This window comes from Nocardioides sp. ChNu-99, from assembly GCF_029493445.1.
GTDB lineage: Bacteria > Actinomycetota > Actinomycetes > Propionibacteriales > Nocardioidaceae > Nocardioides.
Map to the genome: position 1 here is coordinate 20,669 of NZ_JAHWBL010000036.1, position 13,666 is coordinate 34,334.

A 13,666-nucleotide genomic window follows, 5' to 3' on the forward strand; every position below is an offset into this window, starting at 1 on the left:
GCCCGGCGAGGGGAAGGGGACCCGCTGCGGCCCGCGGGTGTGACCCCCGTCTACGGTGCGTGTCCGTGAGCGCACCGCTGGGCGACGACTTCCGCTACTCCGACCTGCTGCCCCTGGGGCCCGACGCCACGCCGTACCGGCTGGTGACGACCGAGGGCGTCTCGAGCTTCGAGGCCGGCGGGCGCACGTTCCTCGAGGTCGCGCCCGAGGCGATCCGCACGCTCACCCGCGAGGCGATGCACGACATCGCGCACTACCTGCGCCCCGCCCACCTGGCGCAGCTGCGCCGGATCATCGACGACCCCGAGGCCAGCGGCAACGACCGGTTCGTGGCGCTCGACCTGCTGAAGAACGTCAACATCTCCGCCGGCGGCGTGCTGCCGATGTGCCAGGACACGGGCACGGCGATCGTCATGGGCAAGAAGTCGGAGGGCGTGCTCACCGGGGCCGACGACGGCGAGGCGATCAGCGCGGGCGTGTACGACGCGTACACCCGCCTCAACCTGCGCTACTCCCAGCTCGCGCCGCTGACGACGTACGACGAGAAGAACACCGGCACGAACCTGCCGGCGCAGGTCGAGATCTACTCGACCCCGCAGACGTCCGGGAAGCCGGAGTACAAGTTCCTCTTCATGGCCAAGGGCGGCGGCAGCGCCAACAAGTCGTTCCTGTTCCAGGAGACGAAGGCGATCCTCAACCCGAAGCGGCTGCTGGAGTTCCTCGACGAGAAGATCCGCAGCCTGGGCACGGCGGCGTGCCCGCCGTACCACCTCGCGGTCGTCATCGGCGGCACGAGCGCGGAGTTCGCGCTCAAGACCGCCAAGTACGCGAGCGCGCACTACCTCGACGCGCTGCCCACCGAGGGCTCGATGGCGGCGCACGGCTTCCGCGACGTCGAGCTGGAGCAGCAGGTCTTCGAGCTGACCCAGGGGTTCGGGATCGGTGCGCAGTTCGGCGGCAAGTACTTCTGCCACGACGTCCGCGTCGTGCGCCTGCCGCGCCACGGGGCGTCGTGCCCCGTCGCCATCGCCGTCTCCTGCTCCGCCGACCGCCAGGCGCTCGGCAAGATCACCCCCGAGGGGGTGTTCCTCGAGCAGCTCGAGACCGACCCTGCGCGCTACCTGCCCGACACCACCGCGGAGCAGCTCATCCAGGGCGGCGAGGTCGTGCGCATCGACCTCAACCAGCCGATGGCCGACATCCTCGCCGAGCTGCGCCGGCACCCCGTCAAGACGCGGCTGTCGCTCACCGGTCCGCTCGTCGTGGCGCGCGACATCGCCCACGCCAAGATCCAGGAGCGGCTCGACGCGGGCGAGGAGATGCCGGCGTACCTGCGCGACCACCCCGTCTACTACGCCGGCCCGGCCAAGACCCCCGAGGGCATGGCGTCGGGCTCGTTCGGCCCCACCACGGCAGGTCGGATGGACTCCTACGTGCGCTCGTTCCAGGCCGCCGGCGGTTCGATGGTGATGCTGGCGAAGGGCAACCGCAGCAAGCAGGTCACCGAGGCCTGCGCCGAGTTCGGCGGCTTCTACCTCGGCTCGATCGGCGGGCCCGCCGCGCGGCTGGCGCAGGACTGCATCAAGAGCCAGGAGGTGCTGGAGTACCCCGAGCTCGGCATGGAGGCCGTGTGGAAGATCGAGGTCGAGGACTTCCCGGCGTTCATCGTGGTCGACGACCAGGGCAACGACTTCTTCACCGACCCCTCCGGCGCGGTGACCGTGCCGCTCACCGGGATCAGGGTCCGCTCGGCCCAGTGATCCCGGTCATCCGGTGACGTCGGTCAGGGCGGTGAGGTAGCGGTCGGTCACCCGCCGCTGCACCACCGCGGTCACCGGCGCGCCGATGCGTGACCACCACGTCGCGGGCCGGGAGAACGCCCGCACGACGAGCACCACGGTGTCGTCGGGACGGTGCTCCAGCACGAACGCCTCCTCCCCCTCCTCGGGGTGGCCGGGGAGCGTGCCGTAGGCGTACCCGACGCGCCGCGGCGTCGCCTCCGCAGCCACGACGAGCACCGGCGCCCGCGGACCCACCGGCCCGACGCCCAGGAGCAGCTCGGCCACGCTCCCCTCGGCGGTGGCCGGCCCGTCGGCCCGCACGCCCACCCCCGCCCGGCGCTGCACCTCCCAGGCGCCGAGCGCCGCGGCACCCCGCGCGAACGCCGCGCCCCCGCGCCCGACCACCTGCGTGCGCTCCACCCCGGCGTACCCCGCCGGAACAGGTCGGCCGGCGAGCGTGCGACCGCGGTGGACGACGTCGTACGTCGGAACGTGGGCGCGCAGCGCGTCCGCACGGGGCTCGGGCAGCGGGAGCAGGGACCGCGGGGTGCTCATGCCGCGACGGTACGCCGCCGCCCCGTCGCGGCGGCCGCGCCGGCCACTAGGCTCCCGGCCGTGGACCAGCCCCCCGCCCCCGGCGACGTCGCCCGCGCCCGCTCCGAGCGGGGCGAGGTCGCGCTGCGCCGCCGCGACGACGGCGCGCTCGAGCTGCGGGTCAACGGCGTCTTCGTCATGGACACCCTCGAGACCACCAGCGAGCGGCTGCTGGCCGACGCGGCGCTGGCCGCGTGCGAGCGGCCCGAGCGGGTGCTCGTCGGGGGGCTCGGGCTCGGCTACACCGCGCACGCCGTCCTCGCCGACGACCGGGTGCGCCGGCTCGACGTCGTCGAGATCGAGCCCGCCGTCGTCGCCTGGATGCGCGACGGCACGGTGCCGCACGGGCCGGCGTACCTCGCCGACGAGCGGCTGCGCGTCGTCGAGGCGGACGTCGCGGTGGCGCTCGCCGAGGCGGCAGACGGCGCCTACGACCTCGTGCTCCTCGACGTCGACAACGGCCCCGACAACCTCGTGCACGCCCCCAACGCGGCGCTCTACACGCCGCCGCTGCTCGCGGGGGTACGGCGGGTGCTCGCCCCCGGCGGCACCGTCGCCGTCTGGTCGGCGACGCACTCCCCCGCCCTGGAGCAGGCCCTCGCCGACGTGCTCGGCGCCGCGACCGTGCAGGAGGTGGCGGTCCCCGGCCACGGGCGCGTCGGCTCCTACTGGCTGCACTCCGCGCACCGCTGACCGCCGGGGGTAGCCTCGCGGGCATGGCTGAGAACCAGGAAGAGTTCCGCGTCGAGCACGACTCGATGGGCGAGGTGAAGGTCCCGCGCAAGGCCCTGTGGCGCGCGCAGACGCAGCGGGCGATCGAGAACTTCCCGATCTCCGGGACGACGCTCGAGCGCCGCCACATCCAGGCGATGGCGCTGGTCAAGGCCGCCGCGGCGCGGGTCAACACCGACCTCGGGGTCGTCACGCCCGAGCAGGGCGAGGCGATCGCCGCCGCCTGCGCCACGATCGCGGCCGGCGACGTCGACGCCCACTTCCCGCTCGACGTGTTCCAGACCGGCTCCGGCACGAGCTCGAACATGAACACCAACGAGGTCATCGCCTCCCTCGCCCGCGACGCCGGCACCGAGGTGCACCCCAACGACCACGTCAACGCGAGCCAGTCGAGCAACGACACCTTCCCCACCTCGATCCACGTCGCCGCCACCCTGGCCGTCGTCGAGGACCTCGTGCCGGCGCTCGGCGTGCTCGCCACCTCGCTCGAGGGCAAGGCCGAGGAGTTCGCCGGCCTGGTGAAGTCCGGGCGCACGCACCTCATGGACGCGACCCCGGTCATGCTCGGCCAGGAGCTCGGCGGGTACGCCGCCACGATCCGCTACGGCGTCGAGCGCCTCGAGTCGGTGCTCCCCCGCGTGCGCGAGCTGCCCCTGGGCGGCACCGCGGTCGGCACCGGCATCAACACCCCGGAGGGCTTCGCGGCCGCCGCCATCGCGGCGCTCGGCGACGCGACCGGCCAGCCGTTCACCGAGGCCCGCAACCACTTCGAGGCCCAGGGCACCCGCGACTCCCTCGTCGAGCTCTCCGGGGTGCTGCGCACCATCGCCGTCGGCCTGACGAAGATCTGCAACGACCTGCGCTGGATGAGCTCGGGCCCGACCACCGGCCTCGCCGAGATCCACCTGCCCGACCTGCAGCCGGGCTCCTCGATCATGCCGGGCAAGGTGAACCCCGTCCTGCCCGAGGCCACGCTCATGGTCTGCGCCCAGGTCATCGGCAACGACGCCGCCATGACGGTGGCCGGCCTGTCGGGCAACTTCGAGCTCAACGTGATGCTGCCGGTGATGGCGCGCAACGTGCTCGAGTCCGTGCGGCTGCTGTCGACCTCGTCGGTGCTGCTCGCCGAGCGCTGCATCGACGGCATCACCGCGGACGCCGAGCGCATGCGCCGGTACGCCGCGTCGTCGCCGTCCGTGGTCACGCCCCTGAACAAGCACGTGGGCTACGAGGCCGCGGCCAAGATCGCGAAGAAGGCGCTGGCCGACGGCGCCACCATCCGCGAGACGGTCATCGCCCTGGGCTACGTCGAGCGGGGCGAGCTCACCGAGGAGCAGCTCGACGCCGCCCTCGACCTGGAGTCGATGACGCACCCCTGACCCGGGCGGGCGGGGCCCTGCGGGGCCGCGGACGCGGCGGCTCGGACGACGAGGGCCGGTACGGCGGGACTCCCCGCCGTACCGGCCCTCGTGCGTCGTGCCGGGCCCGGGTCGCCCCGGAGCCGGCTCAGTACCAGTTGACGGCCTGGCTGTGCGCCCAGGCCGAGCAGGGCGTGCCGTAGCGGTCCTCGATGTAGCCGAGGCCCCAGCGGATCTGGGTCGCCGGGTTCGTCTCCCAGTCGTCGCCGGCCGACGCCATCTTCGAGCCCGGCAGCGACTGCGGGATGCCGTACGCCGAGGACGTCGGGTTGTCGGCCGTGACGTCCCAGCCGGACTCCTTGGTCCACAGCGAGTCGAGGCACTCCCACTGGTCGGCGCCGAAGCCGGCCTCGGCCAGCAGCATGCGCCCCACCTCGCGGGGGTCCAGGTCGGAGGCGTCCTCCGCCTGCGCGACCGCGGGGCCGGCGGCACCGGAGAGGGCCACCGCCTTGGCCGGGTCGACCGCGGCGCGGGTGTCGGAGCGGGAGGTCGCGGCGTCGGCGCGCTCCGCCAGCAGCTCCTCGGTCGCGACGTCGTCGGCGGCCGGGCTCGGCGTCGTGACGGCCTCCGCACCCTCGGCCACCGACGCCGAGGCGAGGCGGCCGTCCGCGGCGGACACGCCGCCGGCGGTCAGCACGCCACCGCCGACGACCACACCGGTCGCCGCGGCGGCGACGGAGGTGAGGACGACGGTGGAGCGCAGGGCCTTCGAGGGGTCCAGGGGGAGGACGGCACGACCGGGGGCGCGGTGCTTCGCCTGCCGGTGCCGGGGCTCGTACTTCTGCTTCGTCAACTGATCGATGCTCACGTGAGGGGCCGGGGACCGCGGGACAGCCTGCCCGAGGTGCTCGGACGAGGCAAACCCGCGGTCCACCGGCCGCGTCACGCGGCACCAGGGGTGCGTTCCTACAGCGCGACGTTCTCCAGCATCTCGGTCACGAGCGCGGCGATCGGCGAGCGCTCCGAGCGCGTCAGCGTGACGTGCGCGAACAGCGGGTGGCCCTTCAGCTTGTCCACCACCGCCACGACGCCGTCGTGCCGGCCCACCCGCAGGTTGTCGCGCTGGGCGACGTCGTGGGTGAGCACCACCTTCGAGTTGGCGCCGATGCGCGAGAGCACGGTGAGCAGCACGTTGCGCTCCAGCGACTGGGCCTCGTCCACGATGACGAACGCGTCGTGCAGGGAGCGTCCGCGGATGTGGGTGAGCGGCAGCACCTCGAGCATGCCGCGGTCGAGCACCTCGTCGATGACGTCGCGCGACGTGAGGGCGCCGAGGGTGTCGAAGACCGCCTGGGCCCAGGGCGACATCTTCTCGCTCTCGCTGCCGGGCAGGTAGCCGAGCTCCTGGCCGCCGACCGCGAACAGCGGCCGGAACACGACCACCTTCTTGTGCTGGCGCCGCTCGAGCACGGTCTCCAGACCGGCGCAGAGCGCGAGGGCGGACTTGCCCGTGCCCGCCCGGCCGCCGAGCGAGACGATGCCGACCTCGGGGTCGAGCAGCATCTCCAGCGCGATGCGCTGCTCGGCCGAGCGGCCGTGGATGCCGAAGGCGTCCCGGTCCCCGCGCACGAGGTGGACCCGCTTGTCGGCGCCCACGCGGCCCAGCGCCGTACCCCGGTCCGAGAGCAGCACGAGCCCCTGGTGGCACACGAGGTCGCGGGCCTCGGCCAGGTCGGTCGTGCCGTGGTCGTACAGATCGTCGAGCACGTCGGCGGGCACCTCGAGCTCGGCCATGCCGGTGTAGCCGACCTCCGAGTCGCTGACGGCCTCGCCGCGGTACTCCTCGGCGTCGAGGCCCACGGCCGAGGCCTTGATGCGCAGGGGCAGGTCCTTGGAGACCAGCGTGACGGCGCGGCCCTCGTCGGCCAGGTTGCGGGCCACGGCGAGGATGCGGGTGTCGTTGTCGCCGAGCCTGAAGCCCGAGGGCAGGGCCCCCGGGTCGGTGTGGTTCAGCTCCACGCGCAACGTGCCGCCCACCTCACCGACGGGCACCGGCTGGTCCAGCCGGCCGTTGGTGACGCGCAGCTCGTCGAGCGTGCGGAGCGCGGTGCGCGCGAAGTACCCCAGCTCGGGGTGGTGCCGCTTGCCCTCCAGCTCGGTGATCACCACCACCGGGAGGACCACCTCGTGCTCGTCGAACCGGCGCAGGGCGCCGGGGTCGGCCAGCAGCACGCTGGTGTCGAGCACGTAGGTGCGGACGGACGTCTCGCGCGTCGGGTTCGAGGCCACGGTCTACCCCTCACGAACCGGCACGCGCACTCGTCGCCCGGCCCTAGCTGCAGCTGGTGGACTCAGGCGACACCCGAAGACGGGAGTGCCCGCCTCCTCCCGCGCAGCGGCACTGCCGCGCGGTGCAGTCGTGGTCTTCCACGATCGGGCCTCCTGGGTACGGCGGGCTTCCCCACCCGCCGATGAGCCGAAGTTACGCCGGGGCACGGTCCGCCCGTGGCGACACGCGCGGATGCGAGGTGAACGGTGCGTTACCGGCTCGACCACCCGTCACACCAGCCCCACCAGCACCGCGCAGGCCGTCGTACGGCGGAGAGGTCAGCGCCCGTGGCGCCGCTCGCGCTCGCCGTACGCGCGGATGGCGCGGAGGAAGTCGACGCGCCGGAAGTCGGGCCAGAAGGCCTCGCAGAAGTAGAACTCGCTGCCGGCGCTCTGCCACAGCAGGAAGCCGCCGAGCCGCTGCTCCCCCGACGTGCGGATGACGAGGTCGGGGTCGGGCTGGCCCTTGGTGTAGAGGTGGTCGCCGATCATCGCGACGTCGACCTGGGCGGCCAGCTCCTCCAGCGTCGTGCCGCGGCGCGCGTGCTCGAGCAGCAGCGACCGCACGGCGTCCACGATCTCGTGGCGTCCGCCGTACCCGACCGCGACGTTGACGAGGATGCCGTCCACGTCGGCGGTCGCCGCCGCGGCCGCGCGCAGCCGCGCGGACGTCTCGGGCGGCAGCAGGTCCAGCGCCCCGACCGGGTGCAGGCGCCAGCGGCGCTGGTCGGCGAGGCTGTCGACGGCGTCGGCGATGATCTCCAGCAGCGGCTCGAGCTCGTCGGCGGAGCGGTTGAGGTTGTCGGTCGAGAGCAGCCACAGGGTGACGACCTCCACCCCGATCTCCTCGCACCAGCCGAGCAGCGGCTCGATGTTCGCCGCCCCGGCCCGGTGGCCGTGCGCCGTGTCCGCGCCGACGGCCCGCGCCCAGCGCCGGTTGCCGTCGAGCATCACGCCGACGTGGGCCGGCACGCGGGAGGCCGGGAGACGCCGCACCATCCGCGCCTCGTACGCCGGGTAGAGCGCACGGCGCACGACGGACTTCCAGCTCCTGGCCACCCGACGATGCTAGTGGCGAGCGGTCCGGGCGGAGCGGGGGGCTCACCGTGGGCGGCGGCCCCCGCGACGGCGACTACATTGACCCCATGAACGCTCCCTCCCAGCGCATCGCCGAGCTCCGTGGCGCCGCCGGCGAGCGTCTCGATGCCGCCGGCAAGCAGGTCCGCGAGGTGATCGACGACGTCAAGCCGCACCTGCGTGGCTGGCTGCACCTCGGCACCGCCCCCCTCGCGCTCGCGGCCGGCCTCGTGCTCGTCGCGCTCTCCCCCGACGCGACGACGCGCGTGGGGTCGACGATCTTCACCCTGACCGCCCTGCTGCTGTTCACGGTCTCGGCGGTCTACCACCGCGGCACGTGGTCGCCGCGCACGTGGTCGTTCCTCAAGCGCTTCGACCACGCCAACATCTTCCTGCTCATCGCGGGCTCCTACACGCCCTTCACGCTGCTCCTGCTCGAGGGCACCCAACGCACCGTGCTGCTGGTCGTCGTGTGGTCGGGCGCCCTGGCCGGCGTCGCGCTCAAGGTGCTCTGGCGGGGTGCCCCCCGCTGGCTGAACGCCCCCATCTACCTGGCCCTGGGCTGGGCGGCCGTGTTCTTCATCCCGGACTTCCACGACGGGGCGCTGGCCCGCTACGGCACCGGCGTCGGGGTGGCCGTCTTCGTGATGATCTGCGTCGGCGGCGGGCTCTACACCCTCGGCGGCGTCGTCTACGGCCTGAAGCGCCCCAACCCCTCGCCGCGCTGGTTCGGCTTCCACGAGGTCTTCCACACCTTCACGATCCTGGCGTTCGCCGCCCACTACGTCGGGGTCTCGCTCGCGACGTACTCCCTGCGCTGACGCGGCCGCGACGGTCCCCGGACCACGATTCGGCCACGCCCGGTCCGCCGGGGTGGTTGGATCAGTCGTGCCCATTCCCCCCGACCGCGTGGAGCTCGCCCGGGCCATCGGTGCGGCATGGGCCGCCGAGCTCGAGCCCCGGGTCGCGCGCTGGTCGCTGCTGCTGTCCGCCGGGGACGTCGAGCTGGCCCGTGCCGAGCGCGACGCGTACGACGGTGGCGGCACCCTCGCCCCCTTCCTCGCCCTGCAGGTGGTGGAGCGCGACCTCGCCACGGTCGGCGTGCTGCTGGCCCTCGCCCGGGGAGCGCGCTCCGACCTCGACGGCGTGCGCACCGTGCTCGAGGTGCTCGGCGGCGCCGACGCCGTCAACGAGCGGCTGCGCCGGGGCGGGAACGCGACCCGGGCCCACGCCGACGGGTCGAGCAGCGTGGTGCCCGCCGAGCACGCCGAGGCCGTCGCGGCGCTGACGGGGAACCCGGCGTACGCCGACGCCCGCACCGTGCTGCTCGGCCACCGCTCCGCGGGCCTGGCCGCGGCCCTGGCCCCGGAGGGCGCCGCCGAGGTCGGCCCCACCCTGTGGCACGCCCGCGCCACGTCCGGCGGCGTGCGCCACGACGGCGGTCTGCTCGTGCTCGCCGACGGCTCCGAGCTCGCGGTGCACTGCTTCACCGAGCTGCGGGCCGAGGAGCCGGCGGACGGGCCCTCGGACGGGCCCGACGAGGTGCTCGACGCCGTCGCGCGCGCGTTCACGACCTCCCTGCGGCTGCTGGGCCACCGGGGGCTGGTCGACCCGGGCTGAGCCGCCCGCCCCGCCCGGCCCGCGCGGCCGCGCGCCCCGGTCAGACGTGGCGGTGCACGAACTCCAGCACGTCGGCGAGCACCTCGTCGCGGTTGGTCTCGTTGAGGATCTCGTGGCGCGCCCCGGCGTACTCCCGCGACTCCGACCCGCCCGGCGCGGCGATCGCAGCGAAGCCCGCGCGCGACGGGCCGGGCGGCACGAGGGCGTCGTCGGCGCCGTGCAGGTGCAGCAGCGGGGTCGACGTGACGGGGCCGGCGGCCGCGATGGTGCCGAGGCACGCGACGAGCGCCTCGACGGTCGTGCGCTTGAACGGGCCGTGCCAGACCAGCGGGTCGGCGACGTACGCCTCCCCCACCGCCGGGTCGCGCGACAGCGTGGCCGGGTCGATCGGCACGTCGGGGATCTCGGGCAGGCCGAGCAGCGCCTCGGCCGCCTCCCAGCGGCCGAGCACCGGTCCGCTCAGCACGACGCAGGCCAGGCCGTCGCCGTGCCGCTGGGCGTGGCGGGCGGCGATCATGCCGCCCATCGAGTGGCCGAGCAGCACGACCGGCAGGCCGGGGTGGTCCGTCCGGGCGGCCTGCTCGAGCAGGTGGAGGTCGTCCACGACGGCCTCGAAGTCGGGCACCAGCACCCGCTCCCCGGCGCTGCGGCCGTGGCCGCGGTGGTCGACGCCGTACACCACGGCCCCGTCCGCGACGAGCCGCTCCGCGACCCAGGTGTAGCGGCCGACGTGCTCGCCGTACCCGTGGCACAGCAGCACGACGTACGACGGGTCGGGGCCGCTCCAACGGCGTCCGGCGAGGGTGCCCGCGTGGCCCGCGAGCTCGAGGGCGTCGTCGCCGTCCGGCGCGGGCGGAGTGACGTGGGTCATGGGGTCGAGCCTGCCACGCGCGTGGGCGGCGGGCCCTGCGATCCTGGGGCGGTGGGGCACGCGAGGACGGTGGTGGCGGACCTGCTGCACGTGCACCCGGCGACCGGCACCCGGGTGGTCGCGCTGCGGGCGGGCACGACGATCCTCGTGCCCCTGCTGCTCCTCGCGGCGGCCGACCGGCTGACCTGGGGCCTCTACGCCGTGTTCGGCGCCTTCGCCGCGGTGTACGGCGGCAGCACCGCCGCCCGGGGCCGCTGGCGGGTGCAGGCCCACGCGGGCTCGCTGCTCGTGGCCGCCAGCACGACCGGTGCCGTCGTGGCGCTCTCGGAGCACCGCGCGTGGCTCGCCGTGCCCGTCGCCGCGGCCTGGGCGGCGCTCGCGACCCACGCGTCGGACCACCGCCGCTGGGTGCCGCCCGGTCCCCTCTTCGTCGTCTTCGCCGTCGGCGCCTGCTCCGCCCGGCCCACGCAGCCGCACGAGGTGCCGGTGGCGCTCGGCATCGCCGGCGGCACGGCCGTCCTCGCCCTGGCCCTCGGCGCGCTCGACGAGCGCCGGGCCGGCCGGGCCCCGGCCCCCGCAGCGCTCCCGGCCACCCGCCCCGCACCGGTGACGACGGGCCGTCGCCGCCTCCACGTCGCCCGCGTCGCCGTGGCCGTCGCGGTGGCCGGGGCGCTCGCCACGGCGAGCGGCATCGGCCACCCCTACTGGGCGATTGTGGCCGCGGTGGTGCCCCTCGCCGTCCCGCGGTTGCGGGCGCAGGTGGTGCGCGCGCTGCAGCGCGCGCTCGGCACCACCGTCGGCATCGGGCTCGCTGCCGTCCTCCTGTCGGTGCCGCTGTCGCCGCTGGCGGCCGTGCTCGTGGCCGCCGCGCTGCAGGGGGTGGCCGAGCTGCTGGTGGTGCGCAACTACGGCGCCGCGCTGGTGTTCATCACGCCCCTGGCCCTGCTGATGGGCCACCTGGCCCACCCCGAACCCGTCGCCGACCTCGTCGTCGACCGCCTCGTCGAGACGCTCCTGGGCATCGCGGTGGGGCTGCTCGTCGCCTGGGTGACGCGCCCGCGGCCGCCCGCGCCCGCCCTGGCAGGCTGAGGTCATGACGTCGACCAGCACCTCCGCGCCCGGCTCGCCGGCCGGGGACCCGAGCCTGCAGGACCGCTACTTCCCGGGGCTCCCCTGCTTCGGGTGCGGGCCCGCGAACCCGCGGGGGCTGCGGCTGCGCAGCTTCGCGCCGGACGACGGCGGACCGGTCGTCGCCACCTTCACCCCGTCGCCGGAGCACGACAACGGCCTGGGCTTCCTCAACGGCGGCATCATCGCCACGGTCCTGGACTGCCACTCGGCCGCGGCCGTCACGCACGCCGCGCACGAGCGCGGCTGGCCCGCCGACCCCGGGGTGCCGCTGCCCTACGTGACGGCCGGCCTCGACGTGCGCTACCGGCGCCCGGCCCCGCTGGCGGCCACCGTGGGCCTCGTGGCCGAGGTGCGCGACGCGTCGTACGACGCGATCACCGCCCACGTGCGTCTCGAGCACGACGGCAAGGTGCGGGCCGAGGCGGAGGCGACGTGGCGGCGGTGGCGCCCCCGTCCGTCCTGATCCTCAGCCGGCGCGCAGCAGGTCGTGCAGCGTCCGGGCGACGTCACCCATGACCGCCTCGGCGCCCGGCTGGGCCGCGGCCGCCACCCGCGACTCGGTGAGCGCGACGACCGCGAGGCAGCCGCCGTCCTCGTGCTCGACGACCCCCATCTCGTGGCGCTGGTTGAGGATCGTGCCGGTCTTGGAGGACCAGCGCTCGGCGTCGCTGGTGAAGTCGGGGGCGAGCCGCTGGCGCAGCACGTTGTGCCCCATCAGCGTGCGCACGCGCGCGGCCACCTCCGGGCGCACGCGGGTGGGCCGCCACACCTCCTGCAGCAGGTCCGCCAGCGCGCCCGCCGCGGCCGAGCTGGCGAGGCCGACGTCGAGCTGCTCGACGGGATGACCACCGCCCGGGGTGCCGAGCGCGGTCGCGAGCCGGTGCGCCAGGTGGGCGTCCTCCGGCGCGAGCCGCTCCACGGCGGTCCCGACGAGCGGGGCGAGGGTGTGGCGCACCGCGATGCCGCCGAGGCCGAGGTCGTCGAGGTGCCGGGCGACCTCGGCCGGGGGCACCAGCGCGAAGAGCGCGTCCGCCGCCGCCGAGTCGCTCAGCGCGACGGCCAGGTAGAGCAGGTCGTCCACGGCCACCGTGGCCGGGTGGCGGAAGCGGCCGAGCCCCGGGGCGCCCGCGCGGTCCGCCGGACCGTTCGTGCCGGGCAGCACCTCGACCGGGCGCGCGGGGTCCAGCTCCCCGCGCGCCACCCGCTCGAGGACCGCGAGGGCGAGCGGGACCTTCACCAGCGAGGCGGCGGCGTAGCGGCGGGTGGGGTCGAGGGCGACCTGCTCCCCCGTGACGAGGTCGCGCACGACGAACGACCCCACCAGCCCGGCCGCGTCGAGCCGCTCCCGCACCTCGCGCAGCACCCGCGTGCTCACGTGCGCCCCTCCCCGCCCACCCCGCCGTCGACCCCGCCGCCGACCCCGCCGATCCCGCCGTCGACCCCGCCGTCGACCCCGCCGTCGACCCCGAGGAGGTCGGCGAGCGCCGGGCCGACGGCGGCCAGCACACGGGCGGCCGCGTCGCGCGACGTGGCGGTGAGGGCGTGCGTGCGCTCGAGGGGACGGTCGGTCGGGACGTCGCCGAGCGGGCGCCAGTGCAGCTCCGCGGCGCGGGCCTCGGCGGGCGTGCAGAGCAGCAGGTCGCCCGCCAGCACGGCGGCCAGCGCCGCGGTGCTCGACCCGGCGACTGCGACCTGGGCGGGCCGCAGCCCCAGCCGGTCGCGCAGCCGCAGCAGGGGGTCGCGCACGTGGGGCACGTCGTCCTCGGGGAGCAGCCACAGGCACCGGGGGGCGCTGCCCGGCGCGACGGTGGCGCCCCCTCGCCCCCGCCCGACCCGCAGCGACGCGAGACGCACGACGGCACCCGGGCCGACCCGCGCCGTACCCACCCCGAGCGGCACCCGCCACGTGGCGTCGTCCGGGGCGCTGGGCACGACCGCCGCCTGCACGACCCGCTCGTCCACGAGCTCGGTGCGGCGGTGCGGGGCCGCCGTCACCAGGTCGATCTCCAGCCCCGCCCGGGCCCCGGCGGCCACGACCTCGGCCCGGGAGCGGTCGAGCACCGCCGGGCCGGCGGGGACGGCGACGCCGACCGGTCCCCGGCCCGCCCGGGCCGCCGCGGCCTCGAGCTCCTCGGCCGCCACGACCACCCGCCGTGCCGCGGGCAGGAGGTGCC

General features: G+C 75.5%; 14 protein-coding genes. 7 read left to right on the forward strand and 7 right to left on the reverse strand.

What is annotated here, in order from left to right:
- Positions 1-77 precede the first annotated feature (77 nt).
- Positions 78-1,760 (forward strand): fumarate hydratase, encoded by a 1,683-nt coding sequence (locus KK617_RS12640; protein ID WP_277500412.1) that lies wholly within the window; start codon positions 78-80, stop codon positions 1,758-1,760.
- A gap of 6 nt (positions 1,761-1,766) precedes the next feature.
- Here the strand turns inward: KK617_RS12640 and KK617_RS12645 are convergent, their stop codons facing one another.
- The gene (locus KK617_RS12645; RefSeq protein ID WP_277500400.1) at positions 1,767-2,336 is read right to left on the reverse strand and encodes a DUF1990 domain-containing protein; all 570 of its coding nucleotides are present in this window, start codon (positions 2,334-2,336) and stop codon (positions 1,767-1,769) included.
- Positions 2,337-2,396: 60 nt separating this feature from the next.
- Between KK617_RS12645 and KK617_RS12650 the strand changes: the two genes are divergently transcribed.
- Positions 2,397-3,068 carry a hypothetical protein gene (locus tag KK617_RS12650; RefSeq protein WP_277500401.1) on the forward strand — a complete coding sequence of 224 codons (672 nt, stop codon included), beginning with the start codon at positions 2,397-2,399 and terminating at the stop codon, positions 3,066-3,068.
- Between the two features lie 23 nt (positions 3,069-3,091).
- A complete protein-coding gene (locus KK617_RS12655) occupies positions 3,092-4,486 on the forward strand; it encodes a class II fumarate hydratase (protein ID WP_277500402.1) in 1,395 nt (464 codons plus the stop codon).
- Between the two features lie 127 nt (positions 4,487-4,613).
- Here the strand turns inward: KK617_RS12655 and KK617_RS12660 are convergent, their stop codons facing one another.
- The 3 genes from KK617_RS12660 to KK617_RS12670 form a co-directional block, all read right to left on the reverse strand.
- Positions 4,614-5,318, reverse strand: a complete 705-nt coding sequence (locus KK617_RS12660) for a lytic transglycosylase domain-containing protein (RefSeq protein WP_277500403.1) — start codon at positions 5,316-5,318, stop codon at positions 4,614-4,616.
- Positions 5,319-5,431: 113 nt separating this feature from the next.
- Positions 5,432-6,754, reverse strand: a complete 1,323-nt coding sequence (locus tag KK617_RS12665; protein ID WP_277500404.1) for a PhoH family protein — start codon at positions 6,752-6,754, stop codon at positions 5,432-5,434.
- Positions 6,755-7,072: 318 nt separating this feature from the next.
- Complete coding sequence (locus KK617_RS12670) at positions 7,073-7,828, reverse strand: isoprenyl transferase (RefSeq protein ID WP_277500413.1); 756 nt, start codon at positions 7,826-7,828, stop codon at positions 7,073-7,075.
- Between the two features lie 110 nt (positions 7,829-7,938).
- On the opposite strand from KK617_RS12670, the gene KK617_RS12675 reads away from it, so the two are divergent.
- Both KK617_RS12675 and KK617_RS12680 read left to right on the forward strand, forming a co-directional pair.
- Positions 7,939-8,691: a hemolysin III family protein gene (locus KK617_RS12675; RefSeq protein ID WP_277500405.1), complete on the forward strand. Its 753-nt coding sequence runs from the start codon at positions 7,939-7,941 to the stop codon at positions 8,689-8,691.
- Between the two features lie 67 nt (positions 8,692-8,758).
- Entirely contained in the window at positions 8,759-9,490 is a 732-nt protein-coding gene (locus KK617_RS12680) for a hypothetical protein (RefSeq protein ID WP_277500406.1), read from the forward strand.
- Between the two features lie 40 nt (positions 9,491-9,530).
- On the opposite strand, the gene KK617_RS12685 is transcribed toward KK617_RS12680, so the two are convergent.
- Positions 9,531-10,361, reverse strand: coding sequence for an alpha/beta hydrolase (locus KK617_RS12685; protein WP_277500407.1), 831 nt, complete (start codon positions 10,359-10,361; stop codon positions 9,531-9,533).
- 51 nt (positions 10,362-10,412) lie between these two features.
- On the opposite strand from KK617_RS12685, the gene KK617_RS12690 reads away from it, so the two are divergent.
- Both KK617_RS12690 and KK617_RS12695 read left to right on the forward strand, forming a co-directional pair.
- On the forward strand, positions 10,413-11,450 hold the full coding sequence (locus tag KK617_RS12690; RefSeq protein WP_277500408.1) for an FUSC family protein: 1,038 nt from the start codon (positions 10,413-10,415) through the stop codon (positions 11,448-11,450).
- Between the two features lie 4 nt (positions 11,451-11,454).
- Complete coding sequence (locus KK617_RS12695; RefSeq protein WP_277500409.1) at positions 11,455-11,955, forward strand: PaaI family thioesterase; 501 nt, start codon at positions 11,455-11,457, stop codon at positions 11,953-11,955.
- A gap of 3 nt (positions 11,956-11,958) precedes the next feature.
- On the opposite strand, the gene KK617_RS12700 is transcribed toward KK617_RS12695, so the two are convergent.
- Positions 11,959-12,867: a serine hydrolase gene (locus KK617_RS12700; protein ID WP_277500410.1), complete on the reverse strand. Its 909-nt coding sequence runs from the start codon at positions 12,865-12,867 to the stop codon at positions 11,959-11,961.
- The coding region (locus KK617_RS12705) for a hypothetical protein (RefSeq protein WP_277500411.1) at positions 12,864-13,666 on the reverse strand (803 nt) is incomplete at its 5' end. The genes KK617_RS12700 and KK617_RS12705, both read right to left, overlap by 4 nt.

Excerpts from the sequence above, each read along its gene's own strand:
- KK617_RS12645 (WP_277500400.1), bottom strand. The coding sequence starts at position 2,336 with ATGAGCACCCCGCGGTCCCTGCTCCCGCTGCCCGAGCCCCGTGCGGAC.
- KK617_RS12655 (WP_277500402.1), top strand. The coding sequence starts at position 3,092 with ATGGCTGAGAACCAGGAAGAGTTCCGCGTCGAGCACGACTCGATGGGC.
- KK617_RS12675 (WP_277500405.1), top strand. The coding sequence starts at position 7,939 with ATGAACGCTCCCTCCCAGCGCATCGCCGAGCTCCGTGGCGCCGCCGGC.
- KK617_RS12685 (WP_277500407.1), bottom strand. The coding sequence starts at position 10,361 with ATGACCCACGTCACTCCGCCCGCGCCGGACGGCGACGACGCCCTCGAG.
- KK617_RS12695 (WP_277500409.1), top strand. The coding sequence starts at position 11,455 with ATGACGTCGACCAGCACCTCCGCGCCCGGCTCGCCGGCCGGGGACCCG.